This is a genomic window from Proteus sp. fly-1013 (genome assembly GCF_040140245.1).
Taxonomy (GTDB): Bacteria; Pseudomonadota; Gammaproteobacteria; order Enterobacterales; family Enterobacteriaceae; genus Proteus; species Proteus mirabilis_B.
The window spans coordinates 267,171-292,294 of the sequence record NZ_JBEEWD010000004.1 but is presented as its reverse complement, the minus strand read 5'-3'; the positions used below and the strand labels follow the sequence as shown (position 1 = coordinate 292,294).

Annotated in this window: 23 protein-coding genes and 1 pseudogene; 13 read left to right on the top strand and 11 right to left on the bottom strand. The window is 34.7% G+C overall.

What is annotated here, in order from left to right:
• Positions 1-5: 5 nt before the first annotated feature.
• From ABN236_RS10080 to ABN236_RS10070, 3 genes and pseudogenes are all read left to right on the top strand, one after another.
• Positions 6-386, top strand: a pseudogene (locus ABN236_RS10080) (hypothetical protein); the annotation flags it as partial.
• Positions 369-1,622 (top strand): pyocin knob domain-containing protein, encoded by a 1,254-nt coding sequence (locus ABN236_RS10075; protein ID WP_349473945.1) that lies wholly within the window; start codon positions 369-371, stop codon positions 1,620-1,622. The pseudogene ABN236_RS10080 and the gene ABN236_RS10075, both read left to right, overlap by 18 nt.
• Before the next feature lie 84 nt (positions 1,623-1,706).
• The gene (locus tag ABN236_RS10070) at positions 1,707-2,123 is read left to right on the top strand and encodes a GNAT family N-acetyltransferase (protein ID WP_349473909.1); all 417 of its coding nucleotides are present in this window, start codon (positions 1,707-1,709) and stop codon (positions 2,121-2,123) included.
• Positions 2,124-2,191: 68 nt separating this feature from the next.
• Here ABN236_RS10070 and ABN236_RS10065 read toward each other — a convergent pair whose 3' ends face one another.
• On the bottom strand, positions 2,192-3,097 hold the full coding sequence (locus ABN236_RS10065) for a helix-turn-helix domain-containing protein (protein WP_349473908.1): 906 nt from the start codon (positions 3,095-3,097) through the stop codon (positions 2,192-2,194).
• Positions 3,098-3,479: 382 nt separating this feature from the next.
• On the bottom strand, positions 3,480-3,659 hold the full coding sequence (locus tag ABN236_RS10060) for a GhoT/OrtT family toxin (RefSeq protein ID WP_036912664.1): 180 nt from the start codon (positions 3,657-3,659) through the stop codon (positions 3,480-3,482).
• A gap of 700 nt (positions 3,660-4,359) precedes the next feature.
• Between ABN236_RS10060 and ABN236_RS10055 the strand changes: the two genes are divergently transcribed.
• Positions 4,360-4,902 (top strand): DUF924 family protein, encoded by a 543-nt coding sequence (locus ABN236_RS10055; RefSeq protein ID WP_088495174.1) that lies wholly within the window; start codon positions 4,360-4,362, stop codon positions 4,900-4,902.
• 73 nt (positions 4,903-4,975) lie between these two features.
• Here ABN236_RS10055 and ABN236_RS10050 read toward each other — a convergent pair whose 3' ends face one another.
• The 4 genes from ABN236_RS10050 to ABN236_RS10035 all read right to left on the bottom strand — a co-directional run bounded on the left by ABN236_RS10050 (position 4,976) and on the right by ABN236_RS10035 (position 10,431).
• A complete protein-coding gene (locus tag ABN236_RS10050; RefSeq protein ID WP_088495175.1) occupies positions 4,976-5,752 on the bottom strand; it encodes a dimethyl sulfoxide reductase anchor subunit family protein in 777 nt (258 codons plus the stop codon).
• A 3-nt stretch (positions 5,753-5,755) separates the two neighbouring features.
• Complete coding sequence (locus ABN236_RS10045) at positions 5,756-6,373, bottom strand: DMSO/selenate family reductase complex B subunit (RefSeq protein WP_023581764.1); 618 nt, start codon at positions 6,371-6,373, stop codon at positions 5,756-5,758.
• Positions 6,374-6,384: 11 nt separating this feature from the next.
• Complete coding sequence (locus ABN236_RS10040) at positions 6,385-8,817, bottom strand: DMSO/selenate family reductase complex A subunit (protein WP_088495176.1); 2,433 nt, start codon at positions 8,815-8,817, stop codon at positions 6,385-6,387.
• Positions 8,818-9,174: 357 nt separating this feature from the next.
• Positions 9,175-10,431, bottom strand: a complete 1,257-nt coding sequence (locus ABN236_RS10035; RefSeq protein WP_088495177.1) for a mechanosensitive ion channel family protein — start codon at positions 10,429-10,431, stop codon at positions 9,175-9,177.
• Positions 10,432-11,031: 600 nt separating this feature from the next.
• On the opposite strand from ABN236_RS10035, the gene ABN236_RS10030 reads away from it, so the two are divergent.
• Entirely contained in the window at positions 11,032-12,654 is a 1,623-nt protein-coding gene (locus ABN236_RS10030) for a hypothetical protein (RefSeq protein WP_349473907.1), read from the top strand.
• Between the two features lie 91 nt (positions 12,655-12,745).
• Here the strand turns inward: ABN236_RS10030 and ABN236_RS10025 are convergent, their stop codons facing one another.
• The gene (locus tag ABN236_RS10025; RefSeq protein WP_156733679.1) at positions 12,746-13,324 is read right to left on the bottom strand and encodes an HdeD family acid-resistance protein; all 579 of its coding nucleotides are present in this window, start codon (positions 13,322-13,324) and stop codon (positions 12,746-12,748) included.
• Between the two features lie 193 nt (positions 13,325-13,517).
• On the opposite strand from ABN236_RS10025, the gene ABN236_RS10020 reads away from it, so the two are divergent.
• The gene (locus tag ABN236_RS10020; RefSeq protein ID WP_088495180.1) at positions 13,518-14,372 is read left to right on the top strand and encodes a D-amino-acid transaminase; all 855 of its coding nucleotides are present in this window, start codon (positions 13,518-13,520) and stop codon (positions 14,370-14,372) included.
• A 129-nt stretch (positions 14,373-14,501) separates the two neighbouring features.
• Here ABN236_RS10020 and ABN236_RS10015 read toward each other — a convergent pair whose 3' ends face one another.
• Positions 14,502-15,062, bottom strand: coding sequence for a helix-turn-helix domain-containing protein (locus ABN236_RS10015; protein ID WP_088495181.1), 561 nt, complete (start codon positions 15,060-15,062; stop codon positions 14,502-14,504).
• Positions 15,063-15,147: 85 nt separating this feature from the next.
• Between ABN236_RS10015 and ABN236_RS10010 the strand changes: the two genes are divergently transcribed.
• Positions 15,148-15,810: an AzlC family ABC transporter permease gene (locus ABN236_RS10010; RefSeq protein ID WP_349473906.1), complete on the top strand. Its 663-nt coding sequence runs from the start codon at positions 15,148-15,150 to the stop codon at positions 15,808-15,810.
• Entirely contained in the window at positions 15,807-16,136 is a 330-nt protein-coding gene (locus ABN236_RS10005) for an AzlD domain-containing protein (protein ID WP_088495183.1), read from the top strand. The genes ABN236_RS10010 and ABN236_RS10005 overlap by 4 nt, the downstream gene beginning before the upstream one ends.
• A gap of 82 nt (positions 16,137-16,218) precedes the next feature.
• Here the strand turns inward: ABN236_RS10005 and ABN236_RS10000 are convergent, their stop codons facing one another.
• The 3 genes from ABN236_RS10000 to ABN236_RS09990 all read right to left on the bottom strand — a co-directional run bounded on the left by ABN236_RS10000 (position 16,219) and on the right by ABN236_RS09990 (position 19,708).
• Complete coding sequence (locus ABN236_RS10000) at positions 16,219-17,622, bottom strand: ATP-binding protein (RefSeq protein WP_088495184.1); 1,404 nt, start codon at positions 17,620-17,622, stop codon at positions 16,219-16,221.
• Positions 17,623-18,288 (bottom strand): response regulator, encoded by a 666-nt coding sequence (locus tag ABN236_RS09995; RefSeq protein ID WP_088495185.1) that lies wholly within the window; start codon positions 18,286-18,288, stop codon positions 17,623-17,625.
• Positions 18,289-18,976: 688 nt separating this feature from the next.
• Positions 18,977-19,708 carry a hypothetical protein gene (locus ABN236_RS09990; RefSeq protein WP_349473905.1) on the bottom strand — a complete coding sequence of 244 codons (732 nt, stop codon included), beginning with the start codon at positions 19,706-19,708 and terminating at the stop codon, positions 18,977-18,979.
• A gap of 162 nt (positions 19,709-19,870) precedes the next feature.
• Between ABN236_RS09990 and ABN236_RS09985 the strand changes: the two genes are divergently transcribed.
• From ABN236_RS09985 to ABN236_RS09965, 5 genes are all read left to right on the top strand, one after another.
• Complete coding sequence (locus tag ABN236_RS09985) at positions 19,871-20,209, top strand: DUF5713 family protein (protein WP_109401805.1); 339 nt, start codon at positions 19,871-19,873, stop codon at positions 20,207-20,209.
• A gap of 242 nt (positions 20,210-20,451) precedes the next feature.
• On the top strand, positions 20,452-20,730 hold the full coding sequence (locus tag ABN236_RS09980; protein WP_156733669.1) for a DUF2798 domain-containing protein: 279 nt from the start codon (positions 20,452-20,454) through the stop codon (positions 20,728-20,730).
• 172 nt (positions 20,731-20,902) lie between these two features.
• Positions 20,903-21,994, top strand: coding sequence for an NADH:flavin oxidoreductase/NADH oxidase (locus ABN236_RS09975; protein WP_088495189.1), 1,092 nt, complete (start codon positions 20,903-20,905; stop codon positions 21,992-21,994).
• A 255-nt stretch (positions 21,995-22,249) separates the two neighbouring features.
• Entirely contained in the window at positions 22,250-22,879 is a 630-nt protein-coding gene (locus ABN236_RS09970; protein ID WP_088495190.1) for a CatB-related O-acetyltransferase, read from the top strand.
• A 404-nt stretch (positions 22,880-23,283) separates the two neighbouring features.
• Positions 23,284-25,071, top strand: coding sequence for a YadA-like family protein (locus ABN236_RS09965; RefSeq protein WP_349473904.1), 1,788 nt, complete (start codon positions 23,284-23,286; stop codon positions 25,069-25,071).
• Positions 25,072-25,124: the final 53 nt, after the last annotated feature.

The following is a 25,124-nucleotide window of genomic DNA, read 5'->3' as shown; positions in this document are numbered from 1 at the left end:
TCCCTATGACTAAAATATTTAAAACCCCCTTTGCAACACAAGGGGATAAAACAGTTGTGCCTGTTGAAACTCAACCTGATGGCTCTGTCTCTTATACACAAGGTTATGGTTATGACTATGAACGTGACCAAGTGACTGATCCGGCGGCGAAAGATATTGAACGTGAAAAAATGAATAGTTTATTTCACGATATCACCGAGTCTATTGGTGAAATGCAATTGCAGGGTTTTGCTAAATGGTCGGAAGCGGGTAAACCTTACCCTATTCGTAGTGTGGTTTATCATAAAAACAAAGCTTGGCAGTCTAAAATTGAAAATAATAATGTTGAGCCAGTCGCAGGTAATGCATGGATTGAATTAAAAGCTGATATTAATGCAAATGATGTTGGTGCTTATTCTAAAGGTGATGCAGATAAACGCTTTCAACCAGTAGGTAAATATCAAGCTGAAGGCTATGGCTATTCAAAAGCGGAATCAGATACCAAATATCAGCCTAAAGGAAATTATGCCCCTGCTGGAAATTATGCCAATAAAGGTGAGAGCTATACCAAAGCAGAATCGGATGGTAAATATCAGCCAAAAGGAAGTTATCAACCATCGGGAAATTATGCGACTAAAGGTGAAAGCTATACTAAAGCAGAGTCTGATAGTAAATATCAGGGGAAAGGAAATTACCAAGCTGCGGGTTATAGTTACTCAAAATCTGAAGCAGATAATAAATATCAAGCTAAAGGTAGTTATGTTGCCACAACGCGTAAAGTTAATGATAAGCCATTGAGTGGTGATGTAACGGTAACATCGCAAGATATTTTTTCTAATCAGGCAATTTCAATTGGTGCAAATCAAAATTTAAATAACTATAAAACGGCGGGTATTTATTTCCAGCCTGCAAATGCGAATGCAACGACAAACTTAAATTATCCAGAAGCGATGGCGGGTACGTTAATTGTTTTAAAAAATGCGGGTATTACTCAGCTGTATTATGTTTATAACACTAGCCGTATTTATTCTCGTAGCCAGTATGGAACAGGTAATTTTACACCTTGGGCTAAAGAGTTTAATAGCCAAAATAAACCGACCGCAGGTGATGTAGGAGCATATTCAAAAGGCGAGTCTGATGGTAAATATCAACCGAAAGGGAATTATTTAGCATCAGGTTATAGTTATTCAAAAGGCGAATCAGATGGAAAATATCAGCCAAAAGGGAATTATCTAGCATCGGGCTATAGTTATTCCAAAGGTGAGTCCGATAGTAAATATCAGCCAAAAGGGAATTATTTAGCTTCTGGTTATAGTTATTCCAAAGGTGAATCAGATAATAAATACATAAAGAAAGGAGGGTTAAAACGAGTTGGTTACAATGAAAAAGAAGGATTGTGGGATGGAGCTGTAATGGAATTAAGCGAGGACATTAGAGGAAAATTATTAATGGTAATGACAGAGGATTCTGGAGGTATAGATGGCCCCTGTTCATTTTCATTTGTACCTCAAGATAATTTTGAAGTTATTGTCACATGCTATGGTGATAGCTACACAAGATTTAAAACTTCAAATGGTGGTAAAAGATTGACGGCAACTGTTGTAAAGAATAAAGGAATAAAAGCGGTTTATATTTGCGAATGACAGAGGTGATTTTTTATTAGAAAAATTAGCTTTTAAAAAATATATATGTATATTTTTCAATCATCATCCTTAATGGTTAACATCATGAAAATCACCTCCGCCACACACCATCATCTTTCTGCGCTTATTGAGCTAGATACCTATGCTCAACAGGATGCTTCGCGTATTGAAGAAATTAAAGCTTGGCTATCTAGCCAAGCTGTTTATCTTCTTGAAGTGGATGCGCAGATTGTGGGTTATGGTGTTATTCATCATAACTTTTTCAATCAGCCATTTATTGAACTAGTGATGATAGATAAAAAATATCGCCAAAAAGGCTATGGAAAATGCTTGATGACTTATTTTCAAGAAAATACACAAGGAAATAAGCTATTTACCTCAACCAATAAATCTAATCATGCAATGCGAAATATGCTGGTTCAGTTAGGATTTATTGAAAGTGGTTGTATTGAAAACCTTGATGAAAATGATCCTGAAATTATCTATTGTTTTATTAAGTAAAAAATAATTTCTTATAGCGTATTAAATAAAAAACCATCTAGAAATAGATGGTTTTGAGAGAGTTTATCTTATTTTTTATCATTAGTATCAATTTCAATCGGAATATAGTAATTCACGTCTTTCACTAAAGGAATTGGTTTATAAGCCAGGCTAGAAACCGGATATTCCTCTTTAAAAATATATTCCTCAATATCGGGTGATCCTTTTTTTCTAGGTATATTTAACTTTCTAAGTAAAATACCATAAATATTATAGATAATATCTTTATACTCTAATGTGAGTAATTTTTCGGGGATCGTGAATTTAAGATATTTAGCATTCTCGATATGTGCTTTATGCAAAAATTGTGCATTATATATTTCAGGTTTATTTTCCATCATCGTTGCATATTTTATCGTTAATTCATTATTTTTCTTAGATAAAATATTATGTAAAGCATAAACCCGCTCATGTTTGTAGAGCGCATTTTGAAAAAATACCTTCCAGTACTCTTCTCGTGATTTTTCTGTACTAAAATTCCAATCGATTGCATTGGCTTTATAGGTGTGATCTATGCCCGTTAAAGAGAGAGAATCAATAGTGACGATTTCGATATCTAAATTAAAGCCACTAAATTTTCTTAACGGTAATGTAAAGCCATGAGCCTGCCAATTCTCTTTTCTGCGATAATTATAGGGCGTCATATTAAACAATTTTTTAAACGCTCTTGAGAAAGTTTGTTGCGAGTCAAAACGATATTTTAACGCAATATCAAGTAGTGGCGTTTTTTGTAAGCGTAATTCAACAGCAGCACAAGAAAGTCGTCTTGCTCGAATATAAGATGCTAATGTTAATCCTGTTTGCTCTTTAAACATGCGTTGAAGATGCCATTTTGAATATCCTGATTTTTGTGAAACATTCTCAAGTTTTAGATCTTTCTCTAAATTTTCTTCAATCCAATAGATAATATCTGTAATGACATTTTCACTAAACATATTCTAGCTCTAATTAAAAAATTATTATTGGTGATAGTAAATAATACGCGTATTCGACCAATTTACATAAGATACTGTAATGAAATTAAGTTTGATTGTAAATTTATAAAAATATTTACTCTAATATTGGGTTTTAAAATAGTGTTCTATTTACGATAAAATGAGTATTAATTATAACATACTGATATTACTTGATAAGGTTGTAATTACTTGAATAAAATAACGAGCAATTAGATATTCTTTTTTAGATAAAATCTAAGCTAAAAGTGTTACTTTTACAAAGTAATTAATATATATATTTAAGAATAGAATAGAATAGAAAATAGCTATTATTCTAATTTAATAGAATATAACTACTGTTATTAAGTTTAAATTAAAAAAATTAACTAAAAATAGAGAAGATAAGTGCCATAGGAAAGCTAAGAGGCCAAGTTAAGGCGATTAATAACGCACTTAAAAGACGCATGGCAAGACTAGGATCTTTGGTTAAAAAGAAAGTAATAATAAACGATATTACAGCCCCAATAAGGTAGCTTATTCCAATAATAGAGATAGCAGACATAACAGATCATTCAGTAAATAGACTGAAACAATTGTACTCCAAAATTGTTAAAGAAACAGAGGAATAGGGCAAACTTTTCAATAAATGTCATTACTAATGTGCAAATTTTAAACATTCATCTCACTTTTGATCTCTGGTTTCTTGTTGGAGTAATCACACAAGATAATAACAAGGTTAAAGCCAAAAAATTAAACAAATTTTTATATCATATTAATTTTAATGGTTATTTATAACAATCTTTGTTGTCATTTAAATCATGGTTTCTATAAAGTAAAGAAAACAGCGCAGAGTTTTTTTGGCAGTTTCACTATAAAAATTAAAATTTTTAAATGCTGATTTTTAAGGCAAGGTAGTGATACAGAGATAAATTTTATGTTTGTAAAATGTGCGGGTTAATTAAATTACATCATAATATCGACAGAATGTAACAAATGGAATGAATGCCATTTTATACAGACTTGTAGATAAATTGGCTTATGGATGGCGCGACTTAATGGATTTAAGCGTTAGCTAGGAAGCATTTTAAATCCCCTTTAAAGATTAAAAAGGGGATTTGTTTTTATGTCTATTTCGGATAGGGGTTTATAGCCGTTGTTATATTAAAATGGTAACTTACCCAAGTAGTAACCCGTCAATGACGTTTATTTTGATGAAAATAAACGCTGTTTTGATTAATAAACAATTAGCGTGGTAGTTTTTTATGATCCCTTATCAATCAACTTTGACGTTTTGGTTTGAAGAATGCACACCAGAGCAATGGTTTAAAAAAGATACTCAGTTTGATAAAGAAATTAGTCGCAGATTTGGTGAATTATGTTTAAGTGCAAGTCGTGGCGAATTGGCATCGTGGAGAGAAACGATAGAAGGGCGCTTAGCTGAGATTATTATTCTTGATCAGTTCTCACGTAATATTTGGCGTGATACGCCAAAAGCCTTTGCTCAAGATAATATGGCATTAATCTTAGCGCAAGAAGCTATCCGGTTACCTGAATATCTGACATTAACCCCCGTTAAACGTAAGTTTATGATTATGCCATTTATGCATTCAGAATCAGCTAAAATTCATCAAGATGCGGTTATATTGTTTTCTCAGCTTAATGATGAAAATACTTATCAATATGAACTAAGACATAAAGAAATTATTGATAAATATGGTCGTTATCCTCATCGCAATGACATTTTAGGTCGAACATCTACCCCAGAAGAATTAGATTTTTTACAGCAACCTGGCTCTTCATTCTAAAAAAAATGCATACCTTTCCGGGTATGCATTTTGTCTCTTTTCTATGGCTGATTAATCAGCCATAACATCAAGATCACATGGTAATATGCCATAAATTATAAAAGGCGATACGACCTGATAATTCAGCAATAATGACCGCGGCTGCACAAGTTGCTAGCGTCATTTTTGATGCTTGCGCTTTTACTGCAGTAAATCCTACGATAACCACACCTAATGCTAATACAGCTAACTGGAATCCCCAAAATAGAGATTGGTCAGCGCTGAGTTCTGGGCCTGTAAAGCCAAGGAAGCTAACATAACCAGAGCGAGTCGCAAAAGTAATAATGGCACCGATAATAAAGGACAATGCACCTAAACGTCTTGCACCTGTAGCCATTGCTAATACACCGCCGCCAACTAACAGCGTCATCCAAAATTGCAATGTGGTGTAATCTGTATTCCAGTTAGCAATTGTTGGAATATGATAGACTTGTGGAATTGACCAAACAAATGCTAGACCAAAAATAACGGTAAATAGGTTACAAATTTCACGTAAACCCTTCCATTTTTTCATGATAGTGAGTGCAACAGTTGCAAAAGCAAAACCTGTAAACACACCACTTAAGAAGGCTTCGTTACTCATTGGAGAACGACCAACGCCTAATAGCATATTGAAAAAACGCAAAGGTTGACCAACGTGTAATCCACCAATACCTAAGCCAACTAATGTTAAAATCAGGGCTAAAATATTGGCATTACGTAGTTGGTTTTCATCAATTTGACCTAATTTTTTACTGATATAAGCAATAAGAAACAAGCCTGCTGCTGAAGAACCTAAAACAGTAAAAAAGACTAGAGGAAGTTCATGCATGGTTTATACCTCCGCCGCATTTTGAACTGAGCCGGTTTTATCACCAGAAGGTTTAGCTTCTTTGTGTGCTTTGATCACGATATTTGGATTGGTCAAGCTAGGATCTGGCATTGGTGCGATACCACATTCAGTACCGTGTTTTGCTCTGATCACTTCAATATCATCAAAATCAAGCGCACGTTGAGGACAAGACTCAACACAAACCGGTTTCATGCCTTGTGCTACACGTTCGTAGCAACCATCACACTTAGACATGAGTTTTTTCTTCTCATCGAATTGTGGCGCACCATAAGGGCAACGCAATTCGCAATAACGGCAACCAACACAAATATCTTGGTTAACAACCACTAAACCATCTTCTTCACGTTTATGCATAGCGCCAGTTGGACAACCCGCAACGCAAGTAGGGTTTGAACAATGGTTACAAGAAATGGATAAATAATAACTATAGATATTTTGTGTCCAGATCCCGTCTTGTTTTGCCCAGCTACCACCACCGTATTCATAAACACGACGGAATTTAGGGCCTAAATCTAAATCTTTTTCATCCTTGCAACTGACTTGACATGTTTTACAGCCAGTGCATTTAGTGGAGTCAAAATAAAAACCATATTGCTTCATGAGTTAACTCCTTATGCACGTTTCACTTCAACAAGGTTTGTATGTTGTGGATTTCCTTTAGCAAACGGCGATGGGTGCCAGCTTGTTAATGTATTAATACATCCACCTGTATCTACACCTGTTGTATCAAGTGAACGCCATGCACCTTGCGGTACTGCAATCACACCAGGTAATACACGATCTGTAACTTTGACGAGAATATTTAAACGACCACGTGCATTATAAATCTCAGCGATATCGCCAGATTTTAATCCGCGTTCAGCCGCATCAATTGGGTTTAACCAGAATTGATGAGGAATAGCTTCACGTAACATAGCAACGTTATAGTAACTTGAGTGAACGTGGCCTTTATCGTGGAAACCGGTCATTTGTAGAGGGAATTTCTCTTTAAGCTTAACGTTTTCAACGCCTTCTTCATTCTTACAATATTCTGGAATTGCGGGGATACGATCGCCTTCTGGTAACACCCAGCCATCAGTATCTTGCATTAGTTTTTCAGAATAAATTTCAATCTTACCTGACGCTGTTTTTAATGGATTAGCGATAGGATCTTGACGGAATGCTTCAAGTGCAACGTATTGATTACGGTTAGGTAATTTACGATCGATAATTCCTACATCATTAGTTTCTGCAAATGTAGGCAGCGCTGGGTTTTTCTCACGCATTTGGTTATAGCAATATTCAATCCACTCTTCGTAAGTACGTCCTTCAGTGAATTGCTCTTTGGTACCCATTTTTTCTGCAATGTCGGTTAAGACATCATAGCAAGGGCGGTTTTCCCAAAGCGGTTTAATCGCATTTTGTAAACGGACGACATAGTGGTAAGCACCACTTGCGTAAGAGTTATTGATAAGATCGTTTGTCTCAACCGTTGTCACATCTGGCAGTAAAATATCAGCGTATTTTGCAGATGGTGTCATGTGGTTATCCCACACTAAAATAAACTCACATTTTGATTCATCTTGCAGTAAATCATGTGTTTTATTCAAGTCAGCGTGTTGGTTACCAATCACGTTACTGGAATAACACCACATAAATTTAATACCCGTATCGAGTTTATCTTTATTTCTGACACCCGCATTTTTGCTAGTAAGTTGATCACCACGAGCAATTGCTTCAGACCACATAAATGTTGGGATCAATGTCTTAACTGGGTTAGGCAAAGCAAAGCTTGCTACTGGGTAAGCAACGTTACCACCCCAACAACCTGTATTTGTACCAGGGCGACCGATATGGCCAGACATTAATGGTAGCATCATAATCGCACGACATGCTTGCTCACCATTTGAAGTACGCTGGATACCCCAACCTTGAGAGATCCACGCCGCTCTTGCGCCGCCAATTTCACGCGCTAATTGGATAATACGTGCAACGGAAATACCGGTTAATTTACTCGCCCACTCAGGTGTTTTTGCAATGCCATCAGGGCCATTACCTAGAATGTAATCTTTATAAGAGCCATTCTCGGGTGCTGATGCAGGTAATGTTTGTTTATCCCAACCGACACAGTATTCACGTAAGAAATCTTCATCAGTGATGCCTTCTTGGATCATCACATAGCCTAATGCAGCCACTAATGCAGCATCAGTACCCGGATAAATTGGGATCCATTCTGCGCCTAGTGTTGTTACACTGTCGGTACGACGAGGGTCGATGATGATAACTTTACTTTTGCTCTTATCTAACGCATTTAACGTTTCATAGAACTGACCACCACCAGACATACGTGTTTCAGCAAGGTTATGACCAAACATTACCACTAAGTCTGAATTCTCAATTTCTGTTAACAGTGACTCCAGCATATCGCCATAAACATAAGGCACAATACCGGTTAATTGAGAGTATGAATAAGTACCATAGTCACTTAAAAAACCACCGACAGTACTTAATAAACGTTTACATGCAGTTCTACCGTGTAAGTTTGCACCAGTAGAGCCTGTACCATATTGGTAATAAATGGACTCATTACCGTATTTTTCGATGGTATATTTTAATTTTTCCGCGATGATTGAAGTCGCTTCATCCCAAGAAATACGCTCAAATTTACCTTCACCACGCTTACCAACACGCTTCATTGGGTATTTTAAACGATCTGGGTTATACGTTTTCCAACGTACAGAACGACCACGAAGACACGGACGAATTTGGTGAAGACCAAATGTTGAATCGTCATACATAGTTTCATTAGAAATACGACGAATAACACCATCTTTCACATGAACTTTTAATGGACAACGGCTACCACAGTTCACTAAACATGCGCTGTATTTGATAGTTTCAGATGTCTCATCAGGACGAATACCCTGGGGAGTTTGAGCATTAGCAGCGAATGGTAATGAAACCGTTCCTGCAACCGCGGCAGCACCAGAAATAACCGCTGCAGACTGAATGAATCCACGCCGACTCATTTCAGTAATAGAAGTATTATTTTTAATTTTTGACATTGACATTACCCTAACATTTTTCACAACAAGTAAAGTTGTATATATATGTTAAGTTATAACCCTTCTACCTATAATGATTTATATCAATATAAAAAATGTTAATAACGTTATATAAAAAAATAATTATTAAACAAATAGTTACAATTTCTGATTAATACCACTTTAGTGGTAAATAAAACATCAAATAAATAGGAATCAACAATCAATCGATATATAAAAAATAACATAACGATTTTTATTAATATATAGAAAAACAAGATTGTTAACATGATAACAAAATAAGAGATTAAAAATATTTGTTAATAAGAAAAGTAAAAAAGAAGAATAATTCTCCTTTTTTACTTAATACAAAATGATTTATTGCGGATTATTTTCGGCAGGAAATCTGAGTGCTCGTACATCATTTCCAGTTGGAGATTGGTGAACTCTTAAGCCAAATTGAGGCAAAATAGCAAAGATATGATCAAATATATCTGATTGAATAGCCTCGTATTGAACCCAAACAGTGGTGTTAGTAAAAGCATAAATTTCAATGGGAAGCCCATCCGAGGTAGGCGCTAATTGTCTTACCATAATCGTCATTTGCTTATGAACGTTAGGATGGTTTTTTAAATAGGCTTCAACATACGCACGGAAGGTTCCAATATTGGTCATGCCACGTTGGTTTAATGGCGTTTGACATTCATTGCCCAAAGTTGCATTGAATTGATTAATTTCGCTTTCCTTATTTTTGATATAAGGCGCTAATAAGTGAGCTTTTTCTAGATCATCAAGTTGTTTTTTATCTAAAAAGTGGATGCTATTAATATCAAGAGCAAGACTTCGTTTAATACGACGTCCTCCTGATTTTGTCATTGCTTGCCAATTTTTAAAGGAATCTGAAATCAGAGAATAAGTTGGAATAGTGGTGACAGTATTATCCCAATTACGCACTTTAACGGTTGTTAAACTAATATCAATGACAGCACCATCAGCGCCATATTTAGGCATTTCTAGCCAATCACCAAGGCTTATCATATTGTTTGCTGATAGTTGAATACCGGCGACTAATCCCATAATAGGATCTTTAAATACCAACATTAATACAGCCGTCATGGCACCTAAACCACTGAGTAAAATAAGTGGTGATTTGCCAATAAGTAGGGAAATAATCATTATCCCAATCAGTACAGAGGCGGCGAGTTTTAAGCTTTGAAAAATACCTTTTAAGGGTAATCGACCCAATGAGGATGAATTTCTCATGATCTGCATACAGAGATCCATAATAGAGAAAAGCATCAATAAGCCGAAAATTAAACACCACGCTTGGGCGCTGGTGGTGAGAATTTCTTGTGTTTTACCTGATCCCATCCACACCAGCGCTTGGATATTAACAACAACGCCTTGGATTAAAAAAGCAAAACGACTAAATAGTTTATTTATTTCTAAAGAGAGTTGCCATTTCTGATCATATTGACTTATTGCTTTAGAAATTCTAGGTAAGACTAACTTGTGCAAAATAAAATGAAGAATGATTGCGACAAGAAAAATAATGGCTAAAACGAGTAGGAGAGAAGCGACTTGGGCATACTCCTCATTGAATTGACGTATCCATGTAAGCAGTTGCTGCTGCATAAAATATCCTCATAGTTAATGTGGGCTACATATTAAGAGTACAGAAATAAGAGCTTAGTTCAAGAAGGTGAATTTTTTGTTACGAAAAATGCGAGAGTAAATGAGATGACAGATAAGCATAAAGAGAGGAATAAAAGCCAGAAATAGTCTTTTGTGCGATGAGGGTGCTATTTCTGGCTTTGTACTGTATTTTATTTTTAAATCAAATAATTACAGTAAACGAGTTGATGATAATTGTACAACAACTTGATGCAGGTGAGTAATAAAAGAAGTCATTGATTTCATATTAAGTATCCTATTAATAAAATGTGATTCACGTCACAAATATTTTCTGAGATTGATTTTAATCACATTTTCATAACAGTCAATAGCTTTATACAAAAATATTTTAAAATTTAAATTATTTTTTATATTAAGGGCGTTTTTTAGCGATAAATTAGCGAGAGCTCCATTAGGTTTATTTTTTATCATATTGTTTATTAAGTATTTATTTTCTCTATCTAACAACAATACTTAGTTGACTTTTTTCTATTGTGATTTTCACTCAAATTTTTTGCTTTAAGCTAAAAATGGAATCGGAAAAAGAAAGGAAATCACTCAATGAATATCGAAACGAAAGAAGAACGCCTGCAAAAAATTATACAAGGTGAGAAGGACACACTGGCCTTTCAGCCTCCTGTTTATAATGGACAATCACAAGTTGTTATTGATGCTGATGTGAAGATTGAATTTAATCAGATCAAATTATCTCCAGATGAAGTTGATAACGAAGTCAAAATAAATAGAGTTATCAAATATGAGGTTATTGTAACGGGGATTAATCTGCGTTTAGCCGAATGGCGTACAAGCCCTAAAGGGATTTTAGTTTTACCTAATAATAAAGATGTCTACATTACGATAGTGGATAATAGTAAAACAGAGATCTCTTTAACGGGAAATCGTAATGGTGTGGCGTCGTTGCAATTGATATTAAAAGATGAAGATGATGAAAGTATTGTGTATTACGCAACGCCAATTCAAATTCGAGTTACGCCTCCCAAGCCTAATCCTAATACTGATTGCACTGCGACTAACTGTGAAAAGTTTGATGACTTACTGACAATTCGTTCGGAATCTATGCAATGGCCGAGTAAATGGGAAAGTGTGTCTAAAGGTTTTGTTGTGCACTTACAGGATAAAGAAGGAGAAGACGTTTCAAATAAAGAGGTAAGACTCGTCTACAATGCTGATAATAGTACCTTAGGGGTTGAGCCAGAAGTTTATAACGCTGATGGTGAAAAAATTAATGTTGGGAAAACCAATAAATATGGTATCGCGAACTTTAAAGTGAAATTTAAAAAGAGTGAACCTAAACAAATTGCTATTTTTTATGCCGAATCTGAAAATAGCGAAGATCCAACTAAATCTCTTAAATCAAGAGATTATTATGTTGAAATGACAACCGAAAAATTACCATCGCCAAAAGTTCCAGCAACGCTAAATGGTATTTTAAGCTATCACAGCGAAAATTATTGTGTGAATGCAAACCTAATCTTGGGACGTGATATTAGTGAAAGCACACAGGTTGGTTTTTATTTTAATGACCAATTAAAAATGTTGCCTTGTACTGATAAATCAGCGGTTTCGGTAAGGCTGGAAAATCAAACGCTAACTAATGGTATTCATTACATCTCTTTCTTTACGGTTGATATTTTTGACAATATTTGTTTCTCTCGTCGCGAGCGTATTATTGTCGATAACTCTTTAACGGGGGAGTGTAGTAAGCAAATTAAAAATATTGCACCAAAGCCTTGTATAAGTGTCACTATTCCACAAATTTGTGATCGCTATTTTAACTCTGTAAATATCAGGCTTGTGCCTTCACTCTGCTTACAGATTAAGAACCGCGTTGCCAAAATGAATATCCAGAAAATGGTTATCATCTTTAATGGCTATTCTAAAGTAAATAGTAGCGAAAGAACGTTAGTGTATCGTTCTACACTGGAAATCTATGCTGATGATCCTCGTTTAGGGAATTTCTTGCATGATACAACGGCAAATAATGATCCTGTTAATATGGTCGAATTACTTGAGCCAGCTTTAGAAAGTATTTTGGCAGATGCGTTGCCAAATATTGAAGTCGGACAATTAGGTATTCAAGTGATGGTCTTTGAAAATACAGGTAATTGTTACCTTTGTGGGGAAAATATGTATACGGTGTCTCTGCGCTTACCTTGTGCTTAATATTACTGTTTCGTATTTCATAAATTAAGAGCCACTTATGTGGCTCTTAGTCTATATAAAATCGATAAGATAATTATTACTGAATAGTCAATTAATGGGTCATTCTTTTTATTGCACTGGTTATCGATAATATTGTGATAGAACTTAAAATAAGTTGTATACCAATCAATGCCATCACTAATGCCACTGAGGCTTCAGGGCCAAAAGCAAGCAAGAAATAGGCAATCACTAAATCTAAAAATCCAATCAAGATATTAAACCAACCATAAAAATTCTCTTTGATCTGTTTAAAACCTATATTTAGGCGCAGTATCCCTGCAAAAATAAATAAAAAACCGATAAAAAAGGCGAGGCTAAGCATACCTTTTAGTGGGTCGGTGACAAAGATGTAGCCAAGCAGAAGATAAATAAAACCCGTTAATAACGTGATCAACATTGACCAACCAGAAGAGACTTGAGCATTAAAACCACCAATAAAGCTGGATATCGCACAGGCAAAAAATACAACACCAAGTAATACACTGATAACAATGCCAGAAGAAAGTGGATTAATAATACAGATAAAACCAGCAATGAAACCTAATGTGGCAATAACAGTCATTAAAGTACATTGTTTTTTAACCAGTTTCTCTGTTAGCTGAGATAAATTGTTTTTATTAATATCTAACATAGCCACCTCTTATCCTTATATTTGGTACATAAGTTAAATTATAGCAATTTCTGCTTATATAACATGACTTAATTACATAAAACTATAATTAAAAAGAGGTAGGAATGTGGAAGATCGTCTTTAAAATAGAAAACTGAAAGAGTAAGGTAGTGGATTAAGATAAATTGTTAATAAAATTTATAACGGAGGTAAAATGCCTGATATCGTGTATTTAGACAGTCACTTTGTACCTAAAGAGCAGGCTAAAATATCTGTTTTTGACCGTGGTTTTTTATTTGCAGATGCCGTTTATGAAGTTACTGCTGTTATCGATGGTCAGCTCATTGATTTTAATGGACATTTTCAACGATTGCAGCGTTCATGCAAAGAATTAGCTCTATCGCTTCCTATTACCAAAGAGCAGCTAATTGATGTTCATCATCAACTTATCGAAAAGAATAACCTTCATGAAGGGCTTATTTATTTACAAATAACACGAGGTACTGATTCCTCTCGTTTTTTTGATTTTCCGGCTTCATCTGTTCCTTCGACAATAGTTGCTTTTGTTCAGCACTCCACAGTTATTAACCATCCTAATGCAAAAAAAGGTATTTCGGTAGTGAGTGTTGAAGATATTCGCTGGCAACGTTGTGATATTAAAACAGTGGCATTATTAGCAGCATGTTTAGCAAAACACCATGCACATCAACAAGGTGCTGATGATGCTATTTTAATTAAAGATGGCTATATAACAGAAGGGAGTTCAAGTAATTTCTTTATTGTTAATCACGATAATGAAATTATTACACGACCACTGAGTCAGAATATTTTACCCGGTATTACGCGCCAAGCGATTATTCAATTAGCGCAAGAAGAAGGGCTTAAAATAACAGAACGTCTATTTACGCTTGATGAAGCGAAAAAAGCAAAAGAAGCTTTTATTAGTTCAGCAACCACATTAATTTGGCCGGTTGTTTCAATCGATAATGAAGATATAAATCAGGGAGAAGTTGGGCATTTATCTCAACGGCTACGAGAGATCTATCTTGATAAAGCACTTAAGAAGTAATTGAATAAGCAGATATTCTTTATAAAATTACCGCACTGCGTTTCAGATTTTTATTGCAGTATAGCAGTGCGGTAAATTCATCGTTTTACTATATAAATTCGTTTCACTACATTAATTTGTTTTACTATCTTAATTCTGATGTTCAATAATCATGACGGCAGTTGTGTCAGGTTCTAAAGCGCGTAATACATGAGTGACATCACCGGGATAGCAAATATAATCACCGGGTTGTAATTCTTGCTGATCATCTAAAGTGCCCACCATTGCACTACCACTGATAATAATAATATGTTCAGTGACATTCTTGCTGTGGGGATCTGAAACTCTATCTTTTCCCGGCTGTGCAATCACCGTGTATATATCGCGTTTTGCACCCACTGGGCAGGAAGAAAGTAAAAAAGCATGGTAATAGGCTTTTTCTGCGCTAATTTTAAAGCCATCACCTTTACGTATTACCTTCACTTCAGGCTGTGGCGCTGAAATAAGTTGAGAAAAAGGGATGTTTAACGCAACACAAATTGCCCAAAGTGTTTCAATACTTGGATTTCCTTGTCCTGCTTCTAATTGAGATAATGTTGATTTTGCAACACCTGCTCGTCTTGCTATTTCAGCAAGTGAAAGACCCGCTTTTTTTCTTTCTCTAGCTAGTGCTTGAGAAATAATTTCAATAGGCGCACAAGGCGATGACATCATAGCTTCCTTCAAAAATCATCTTGCAAAAAAATAAATCGTTCAACATAATGAACGAATGGTTCGATAAAAAATACTATATTCTATGCAAATTAACAGTCGTCTTGATAATAACGTACTTAGAGATATTGTGCTTGTTTCATTAGCCGATGGTATCGTCGGTATCTCTTATGGTGCTTTAGCGCATACCCAAGGTTTTGATTTTTGGGTGCCATTGGTGTTATCCATTTTTGTTTTAGCGGGCGCTTCTGAATTTCTTTTTATTGGCGTTGTGGCGATGGGAGGAAGTGCAATATATGCTGCTCTTGCTGGATTAATGGTCAATGCACGACATATTCCCTTTAGTATGGCAGTAAAGGATTTACCGGGAAAAGGACTTAAATCATTATTAGGTTTTCATATATTAAATGATGAAAGTGTTGTATTTGGTTTATCTCAACGTACTGCTGAACAAAATAAATTAGCGTTTTGGGCTTGTGGGTTGGGTATTCTATTTGTTTGGCCTTTAGGAACCATGCTTGGGGTTTATTTAGGGTCATTTATTGTAGATATAAAGATGTTAGGGCTAGATGCGATGTTTCCAGCCATCATTCTCGCATTAAGTTTACCCGCATTAAAAAATAAACTAACACGCCATGCAGCAATAACAGGGAGCATTATTGCACTCGCAACCACATTATTCCTCCCTGTTGGGCTCCCCGTCTTATTATCGTTATTAGGCGTATTGTTTGTGATAAGGAAAATATAATGTCCACGGCATCTATTATTACAGGAATTATTATTCTTGCTGTTGGTACATACGCCATGCGTCTTTCCGGCATATTACTCAACAATAAAGCGGGTGTGTCAGAGAGAGTAAAAGAGATCCTCTCATTATCGGCGATTGTTATTCTGTTTTCAGTGGCGATGACATCGACATTTTTTGATGGTGACCAACTTGCTGATATCTCAAAAATTATTGGGGTTGGTGTGGCGGGCATACTTACTTGGCAGAAAAAACCTTTTATTATAATTGTGCTTAGTGCCGCAATAGTGACAGCTGGTTTACGTTGGTTAATTAATCTTTGGGGATAACACGGGTTTAGAGCCTTACCAAAGCAAAATAAAAAGGAGGTATAATTACCTCCTTTATTATGGAATATCGGTTATCTAACTCTTAATCGCTGTCTGTTGATTTAACCTCTAAAGGCAGAACAATAATAAAACCAATCCCTTTATTATTTAGTCCTTCAGTAACAATTAACGATGCTTGAATTTTATTAGCAAGATTTTGTGCAATAGATAGACCTAATCCGCTGCCAGTTTCATTAGAGCCAGGAACACGGTAAAAACGTGAAAATAGAGCATTGATATGTTCTTTTGCGACACCAGGGCCATTGTCACGCACGATAACATGGATCCCTTCAGCATACCTATTTTCAATAGTCACCTCTACTTGACTACCTTTAGGGCAATATTTAATTGCATTATCAAGCAGATTATTAAATATAGAGAGCAAAGCTTGTTTATCGGTTTTAAGCGTTAAAGAGTGACCTTCATTAAGTGATAGCTCAATATTTTTAGTAATAGCATAAGGAACACGTTGCGCTATTGCATTTCCAATAACGTTATAAATATCAAGAGATTCTATTTTTAATGGAAAATCGTCACATTCTAATCGTGCCAAATCAATTAATTGATGAGAAAGAGCCGCAGCTCTATCAAGAGATTGTTTCATATCATCAATAATTTCTTCACGCTCTTGTTGAGCATCGACTAAAGAGAGTAGGTGTAATTGAGCGATAACAGCAGCTATTGGTGTTCTTAATTCATGGGCTGCATCTGCCATAAATTGTTTTTCACGAATATTAGCAGCATCAATTCTTGCCATTAATTGGTTTAATTCTTTAAAGATAGGGCGAATTTCTTTAAATTGCTGGCCCACATTAATCGGCGTTAAATTACGAGGTTTACGATTAGAGATAAGCTCTGCAGCTTGTCTTAGTGGTCGTAAACTAAAATAAGCAGTAATTAAGATTGCAAAAATAACAGTCGCAAGAATAAATAGGAAAGGAACAAAGGTGCCTTCAACAGGGTTACCAATAACATGGCCCCTATCTTCAACCGACTCACCAATAAAGACTTTTATTTTATGTTTCTCACCCCAACTAAAAGAGAGTATCCATTTTTCACCTGCCACAGATACTCTTTCTGAGGCTAATGAAAGCACTCTTGTAGGAATTGGTAACTCAGGGCGGTTAGTATAAATCAGGGTGTTATTTGCATCTAAGGCAATAAACCACGGCAGATATTGTAATTCATCATCTTCACCATTAAGCATGGCATCGATATACATACCTTGTAAGTTATGAGCAACTTCTTTAAGAACTTCTGGCTGATCAGCAACAATTTCTAAGGTATTAGCAAAACCCTCAGCAATAATTTCTTGCTGTTTATTATAAATTTTTTCGAAATCAGCAAGATAATCAAATTGTATCCAAGCTAACCAAACGCCCCAAAGCATAACTATGGAGATAATCTGAAGGACAATGGTGTAAATAAAGAAGGAGCGGATCTTCATTTAATTAGCTTCTTTTTTTAATAAATAACCCACGCCACGAACCGTGATAATGCGCTCTTTGCCTATTTTTCTCCGTAAATTATGCATATGTACTTCAAGAGAATTACTTTCAATTTTATCGTCTAAACCAAATAAACGCTGTTCCAGCTCTGATTTACGCACCACATTGTCAGTATTACGCATTAATTCATATAAGAGTTGGTATTCTTTACCTGATAATAAAAGTAATTCGTCATTTAACGTGACTTGATGGTTTGCTGGATTAAGTTGTAAATCGCCAATAGACCATATTTGTGAAGAAAAACCAGCCATTCTACGGCTAACTGCTTTTACGCGAGAAATAAGTTCAGGCATAGCAAAAGGCTTTGGTAAAAAATCATCTGCACCTGAATCTAAAGTTTGTACTAAATTATCAATTTGTGTGCGGGCAGTTAAAATGATAATTGGAATTTTCTCACCACTTTTTCTAAGTGCGATCAGTTCGTCTTGCCCGTCACCATCAGGTAGACCTAAATCTAATAGCATTAAATCAAAAGGGCGCTGGCTTAATTGAACACGAGCATCCGCAAGTAATCTGACCCAACATGGTTGAAAACCTGCAATTTCAAGCCCGCGACAAAGCGCTTTACCAAGTTGTAAGTCGTCTTCAACTAATAAAATATTCATAATAATACCTACCTAAAATCGTCTTAAGAAAGTATAAGAGCCAAATAAAAATTGAGCAATATAATAAAATGTAAAGCAAGGTTTGATTAATGAACTCTTAATGTAAGATAAATTTTTATTTAATATGTTTTACTAAAAATAAATGACTAGAATTTTTAGGATCAGATTGAGATAAGCATACTATTTATTTCATTTTTATCACGTGAAGGCATTTAATGTTAATTTTAAAGATCTATTTTAGATAGAATTAATGTAGATATCCTAATGTGAATGAAGAATATCACATGCTATTATGCTAAGGTAACTTAAATACTTTATTTAAGATTTTTTAGATTTAAAAGTGAAACCTATTAAAAAACAATATTTAATAAATAAGGTTTTATATTTAAAATAATATAAATATAGAATGTTGATTTTATTGAATAATATAACTATTAAATTGATGTCTTATTCTTTTATTGAAAATAAATAATTGTTTTAGTATATCCCTGTTGTGCAACATTTTTATCAGATTTAAATTATTTACTCTATTCATCTATACTCTTGCAGTAAAAGTTAACGACTTGAAAGGAATTAAATTTTCAATAAAAGGAATTTACATGAAATTAGATGGTGTTATTTAGTATAAATTAAATCATTCTGTGTCAGAAATGCTCCCAACCCTCTGGGAGCATTTCACATATTATTATCACTTGCAAAGTGAGTTATCCCACAACATTAAATTAAATGGTAAATTTAATGGTTTCACCAATTCATTCGCGGTAGTTTGAAGCTCGGCTTTTGCTTGAGTCAGTCGTTGTTTATCTATATCAGGAATAAAGCCATCTTTCGCAGGTAAATCATCTAATGTGTACTCTTCCACTAAAACGCCATTAGCCCAACGTTGAAATAGCCAATAGCTTTCTGGCATTAAAGTATATTTTGTACCGTCAATAATTGTTGTTTTATCTTCCTGATAACGAACAGGAATAAGCTGATTTGCAACATTATCCCAAATCCAACCTTTGTATGTCCCATCCTCTAATCGATTAATTGACCAATGCATATCATCAGGCTGATAAAAATATAGCTCAGTTAATGCAACATAAGATGTGTTTTTTGTTGATAAAGAAGCTTGAATAAGGCCATTAGTAAAATAAGAAATATAAAGTGTTTTATTATCAGCATTCAGTTCAATACTGCAGGTATCCCAATGGGTTATTGTTAAACCTTCTTTAACTGGTTTTTCTGGGATGGAGATCACCGCATCCGTCGCATCATCTTTTGCTGGTGGGTAGTAATGACCTGTAATATATTCACCATTATTGCTATAAAAGTGCCAGGTCGCTAAAGGTGAGCTTGTTAAAAATTTATTAATAGTCAAAAAAGAGAGCAGTACAATAGTCAAAAAAAGAAATATAAATCGTATTTTTTTAGCCATTTTAATTAATTGCCTATTTTCCGTTTGCTGGCGAGAATTCTATAAATTCGGAGAAATAAAAGCGAGACATTTAATTAAGAAACGTAATATACTTTTCCGTAATTAAGATAATAAGTACACTTTAATGACCTTAAGATAAATACTTAGATAAGGATGTTCGTAATGATTAAAAATAAAGTACTAGCAGAGCATTATTTTTTAAAAGAAATGGACAATGATAATTATTATCCAACACATCTTGTGAAGAAAGGGCAAGAGTTATTAAAAGCACTTTGTTTAAAAATAGAAGCAACTTCGCCTAAAAATTTGGCAGAACTTTATATTCTCACGCAAGAAACAACAGACCAATTTAATGAGCTAGCTGAAGAGTTTTATAAAGAAGATAGCGAAATCGAAACAGTAGCAAGAGAGTGTATTGCTGAAGATTTTGGCGTTATCGCTGATGAATATGGCTTTGAAGATGCTGATATAGAAGAATTAATTGCAACTCGAGATTGGTAGAAAAAAGGTGAGAAAACCCTATTGTGTTTTCTCATTTTCGCTCATCTTAATGTTATCAATTATCGCCTAAATGATAATGAGAATAATTTAGTTGACAAAGAAATATTTATTAATAAACTAGCTCTCAGTTTGGTCAAAAAGACTCGTAAGCGTTTACGTTAATCAACGCATATAACTTTTTTTAGCCTGTTGTATTGGCAGTTATGTGCTGTTGTACAATCGTATTATTGGAGTCTTTATCTATGTCTTTTCAGGACAAAAATTACTTTTTAGGTATTCCTAAACTTCCTACTCGAGCAATGATTTTTCTTGTTCCCTTTTTCCTCTCTTTTATTATGTCGGGTATTGTTGCTTTTATTAGTACCGCCAAATCGCTAGGAATGGGAATGCATGTTATTTCCCCATGGTTAACTTCTTGGGGGATCTCTTGGATGATTGCTTTTCCTACGGTTTTATTTGTCTTGCCAATCGCAAGACGTTTTTCACTATTATTGGTGAAACCTGCCAAATCTAATGATTAATTAACAAAGAGATCAGTAATTGATGCTGATCTCTTTGTTTTTCACAATGTGAAGTAAAACATCGCCTAAATGAATAAGATCCGATAGCCTTAAACTTGTATATTTAAATGGTATATCGAAAAGCGAAGACATTTTCTTTGCATAAATTCTTATTGATAGCAGGAGGCTTTAAATGAGCTTGTTGTTCTCCCCTAAAAAATTAGGCCCCCATCAGTTAGATAACCGTATTATTGTTGCACCTATGTGTCAATATTCAGCACAAGAGGGTTACCCAACCGCATGGCACACTATGCATTACGGACAGCTAGCACTATCTGGTGCTTCGTTAGTGATTGTTGAAGCAACGGCGGTTGAGCCTAGAGGTCGTATTAGCTATAAAGATTTAGGTATTTGGTCTGACCAACATGGTAATGAACTAAAAAAACTGGTTGATAATGTTAAGCAGTATTCATCTGCAAAAATCGGTATACAGATTGCACATGCCGGACGTAAGGCATCGACTGATTTGCCTTGGAATGGTGGAGCCTCATTAGCGCCAGATTCTCCTAATGGATGGCAAAAAGTCGCACCTTCAGAAATACCTTTTGGAAAGAATCATCAACCTCATGCGCTGACTGTTGATGAAATTGAAGAGATAAAACAAGCTTTTGTTGATGCTGCTAAAAGGGCTGAGTCAGCAGGATTTGACGTTATTGAGATCCACGGTGCTCATGGATATTTATTGCACGAATTCTTATCTCCATTATCTAATCACAGAACGGATCAATACGGTGGTGATTTTAATAATCGTAGTCGGTTATTAGTGGATGTCTTTGTTGCAGTGAAAAATGCAGTTTCTGATAATGTCTGTGTTGGTATCAGAATTTCCGCAACAGATTGGGTTGAAGGTGGTTGGGACTTAGAAAGTACGATTGCCTTAACTCAGCATCTTGAAGAGTTAGGTTGCCATTATATTCATGTTTCTTCTGGTGGGTTATCAGAAAAGCAAGAAATTAAACTAGGCCCTAATTACCAAGTACCATTTGCTCAAGCAATTTATAATGAAACACAACTGCCAGTTATTACAGTTGGCCTTATTACCGAGCCAGAACAAGCAGAAGCCATTTTACTTACAGAGCAGGCTGATTTTATCGCTTTAGGCAGAGGTATTCTTTATGATCCTCGCTGGCCTTGGCATGCGGCGGAAAAACTCAAACAAACCATAAAAGTAGCACCTCAATATTTACGTTGTGCGCCTCATGGTAGCAAAGATTTTTTTAAATAATGTTATTAAGCCACGGGTAATCGCTGATTGTAATTAAGGTTATCCGTGGCTTTTTCTTTGATAGTCTTTATCATGGTGCAGATAAACTGCAAGCATAAGTGTATTGCGTTGGAAAAGTTGGTCGTAAACAAGATGAAAAAAAATCCCTTATTACTTCAACCAAGGATTGCTTAAGACGATGTGTTTTGAATGCGAACACATCATCAGAGAATTAAGCATTCTTTGATGACTCATTAATTTATAGCGAGTCATATTATGAAAAATAAACATTGGTCGCGTGTAGAATATCTGCACGAAACAGTTAAAAATAAAAATATTATCATCAAAGGGCAACACAGTTATTACAGTGATTGTTGGGATGATGGTTTTGAAACTTCAGTTGTCCGTTATCTATATGGTGACGAGGTTAGCCTGCAATGGGAACCATTGTGGGAAATTGATAAGTTATATATTGGCGATTATGTCTGTATTGGTGCGCAAGCGGTGATATTAATGGGCGGCAACCATACTCACCGTATGGATTGGTTTTCACTTTATCCTTTTATGGACAAGATTGAGGAAGCCTATATTGGTAAAGGTGATACCCATATTCATGATGGTGCATGGATAGGAATGCGTGCAATGATAATGCCTGGTGTGACGATTGGTGAAGGCGCTATTGTTGCTGCTAATAGTGTTGTTTCCAAAAATGTTGAACCTTATAGCATTGTGGGCGGAACACCTGCGCAACACCTTAAATATCGTTTTGAGCCTAAAGTTATTGAGCAACTTTTATCTTTAAAGATTTACCAATGGTCAGAAAAGAAATTTGAAGCACTCAGACCTCTTTTATGCCAATCATCAATTGATAAATTATTAATTGCAGAAGCACAATTTATTGAATAATACTGCCCCCTAAGTGGTAATAAGCTTAGGGGTTTTACTTAGTGTTTCTTTTAATATATTTAAAAAATAGTATTCATATTTATAGAGTAGCACTATCTTTTATTTGATCATTATCTCAAAAGTGGAAATATTTTATTTTTATAGATAATCAATAATTTTATTTTTCAAGCTTGAGTTTTATTTTTATTTTTTTAACTGTTTTCCTTTAGTTATTGATTGTTATTTAAATATAAATTAAAGCACGGTGTTTATTTATAATAAAGTTAATTGTGTGACGATGTTATTATCTTTAATTAATAGAGTTTCAATTTATTATTAGTTTATTTTATAAGATATATAATGTGTAAAAAATAAAATACATATTATTCTATATATGACTTTATTAATTATGGAGTGATGTGGAAATGATTAAAAATAAAGATTTCAAGGTGAAGTTATTAGTGATTTCATTATTATCATCACCTTTATCTTATGCAAATAATACAACCTTATTGGGTGGGAATAGTAAAGCCGATGGTAATGAATCTACGGCAGTTGGATATAATACGTGGGCGCATTCTGATCAATCAACTGCGATAGGTGCTAATGCAGGGGCTGAGGGTGAAAATGCAACCGCAATAGGTCATAAAAGTACAGCAATTGGTGATAATGCGATGTCATTGGGAAGTGGCGCAATGGCAATTGGTGAGGGTTCTCTTTCTATTGGTTCTCAGGCTTATAGTGAAAGTAAGGATTCAATTAGTATAGGGAAAGGGACAATCAATAATGCTGAGAATGGTGTTATTTTAGGTAGTGGTAGTCGCCTTTCTGATAATGCAGATAATTCAGTGATTATTGGTAGTAAGTCTTCAGGATCAGCAAGTAATGCGATTATATTAGGTGATAATAGCAGTAATAATCGTAATAATACATTATCAATCGGTAGTGATAAAAACCAGCGGCAAATTATTAATGTTGCAGAAGGTACTGAAAATACAGATGCCGTCAATGTTTCTCAATTAAGAAAAGAAAAAGATAATATTCTTATTGAGGCGGATAAGCGTATTAATGACAATAATGCCACTATTTATAATAAAATTGAGCAAGAAAAAAATACGGTTATTGAAACAACAACTCAACAGATAAATGAAAATAATAAGGTAATACAAAGAGATATCACAAAGGCAAATGAAGCAGTCTTAAAAGAGAGTGAGTTGAAGGCAAAAACATTCGCAGAAAATGCAGAAAAAAAATCAAACCAATATACTGATAGTAAAATCAATGAGCATCAGGCTAATACTGTTAATTATATCAATGAAGTTAAAAATGAAATGTATCTTTATAATGAAGGTAAGTTATCTGATGTAAAAACAGAGGCTGAAAATTATACAAATAAAAAGACAGATGAAATAAAAAAAGGTGCGGAAAATTATACTGATAATAAAATAAATAATATTAAGGAAGTAATAGAGAAAAACACAAATGATAGGATCAATAAGTCTGAAAAACAGATCAAAGAATACACAAATAATCAATTTATTGAAGTTGAAAATAAAGGTAAAGAATACACTGACTTTAAAGTGAATGAACATGATAAGAAAATAGTTGAACATGTTAATAATATTAAAGATGAAGTTATTTTTTCAACAGAGCGAAAGGTTAACGCATCAGAAAAAAATGCCAATAGTTATACCGATATTGAGATTAGTAAAATAGCATCGGGTATGGAAGGGCTTATTGGCAAAAATAATGAAAAAATAATAAAGGAGCGTGAGAAGTATATTACTCAAAAAGGGAATGAGTATATAAATATGACCAACACGATAATTAATGAGAGAGATGAGTCGTTGAAGGAATATATTGAAAAATCAAAACATGATTCTATCTCTATTGCAAATGAATATACCAATAATAAGTTTAAGAATATCTTTATTGATAATGATATTGCACTTAAGAATATGGATAATAAAATCGATAAAGCAGATAAAAGAGCAAGTGCTGGGATTGCTTCTGTCGCAGCGATGGCTAATATTCCTTACGTGACTAATCACACATTTAGTTTAGGTGTCGGAGTGGGTAATTATCGCGATGCTAATGCATTTGCAACGGGCGCTCAGTATCAAATAACAGAAAGCGCCATTATTCGTGTTTCTGCTTCATGGAATACAGAAGATCGCGGTGTTGTTGGCGGCGGTGTTTCTTATGGTTGGTAAAGCACTTTTGTATTGTGTTTAATAGGATAAAAAGTAGAGATAAGGTTGTTGCT

Excerpts from the sequence above, each read along its gene's own strand:
- ABN236_RS10070 (WP_349473909.1), top strand. The coding sequence starts at position 1,707 with ATGAAAATCACCTCCGCCACACACCATCATCTTTCTGCGCTTATTGAG.
- ABN236_RS10065 (WP_349473908.1), bottom strand. The coding sequence starts at position 3,097 with ATGTTTAGTGAAAATGTCATTACAGATATTATCTATTGGATTGAAGAA.
- ABN236_RS10060 (WP_036912664.1), bottom strand. The coding sequence starts at position 3,659 with ATGTCTGCTATCTCTATTATTGGAATAAGCTACCTTATTGGGGCTGTA.
- ABN236_RS10055 (WP_088495174.1), top strand. The coding sequence starts at position 4,360 with ATGATCCCTTATCAATCAACTTTGACGTTTTGGTTTGAAGAATGCACA.
- ABN236_RS10050 (WP_088495175.1), bottom strand. The coding sequence starts at position 5,752 with ATGCATGAACTTCCTCTAGTCTTTTTTACTGTTTTAGGTTCTTCAGCA.
- ABN236_RS10045 (WP_023581764.1), bottom strand. The coding sequence starts at position 6,373 with ATGAAGCAATATGGTTTTTATTTTGACTCCACTAAATGCACTGGCTGT.
- ABN236_RS10040 (WP_088495176.1), bottom strand. The coding sequence starts at position 8,817 with ATGTCAAAAATTAAAAATAATACTTCTATTACTGAAATGAGTCGGCGT.
- ABN236_RS10035 (WP_088495177.1), bottom strand. The coding sequence starts at position 10,431 with ATGCAGCAGCAACTGCTTACATGGATACGTCAATTCAATGAGGAGTAT.
- ABN236_RS10030 (WP_349473907.1), top strand. The coding sequence starts at position 11,032 with ATGAATATCGAAACGAAAGAAGAACGCCTGCAAAAAATTATACAAGGT.
- ABN236_RS10025 (WP_156733679.1), bottom strand. The coding sequence starts at position 13,324 with ATGTTAGATATTAATAAAAACAATTTATCTCAGCTAACAGAGAAACTG.
- ABN236_RS10020 (WP_088495180.1), top strand. The coding sequence starts at position 13,518 with ATGCCTGATATCGTGTATTTAGACAGTCACTTTGTACCTAAAGAGCAG.
- ABN236_RS10015 (WP_088495181.1), bottom strand. The coding sequence starts at position 15,062 with ATGTCATCGCCTTGTGCGCCTATTGAAATTATTTCTCAAGCACTAGCT.
- ABN236_RS10010 (WP_349473906.1), top strand. The coding sequence starts at position 15,148 with ATGCAAATTAACAGTCGTCTTGATAATAACGTACTTAGAGATATTGTG.
- ABN236_RS10000 (WP_088495184.1), bottom strand. The coding sequence starts at position 17,622 with ATGAAGATCCGCTCCTTCTTTATTTACACCATTGTCCTTCAGATTATC.
- ABN236_RS09995 (WP_088495185.1), bottom strand. The coding sequence starts at position 18,288 with ATGAATATTTTATTAGTTGAAGACGACTTACAACTTGGTAAAGCGCTT.
- ABN236_RS09990 (WP_349473905.1), bottom strand. The coding sequence starts at position 19,708 with ATGGCTAAAAAAATACGATTTATATTTCTTTTTTTGACTATTGTACTG.
- ABN236_RS09985 (WP_109401805.1), top strand. The coding sequence starts at position 19,871 with ATGATTAAAAATAAAGTACTAGCAGAGCATTATTTTTTAAAAGAAATG.
- ABN236_RS09980 (WP_156733669.1), top strand. The coding sequence starts at position 20,452 with ATGTCTTTTCAGGACAAAAATTACTTTTTAGGTATTCCTAAACTTCCT.
- ABN236_RS09975 (WP_088495189.1), top strand. The coding sequence starts at position 20,903 with ATGAGCTTGTTGTTCTCCCCTAAAAAATTAGGCCCCCATCAGTTAGAT.
- ABN236_RS09970 (WP_088495190.1), top strand. The coding sequence starts at position 22,250 with ATGAAAAATAAACATTGGTCGCGTGTAGAATATCTGCACGAAACAGTT.
- ABN236_RS09965 (WP_349473904.1), top strand. The coding sequence starts at position 23,284 with ATGATTAAAAATAAAGATTTCAAGGTGAAGTTATTAGTGATTTCATTA.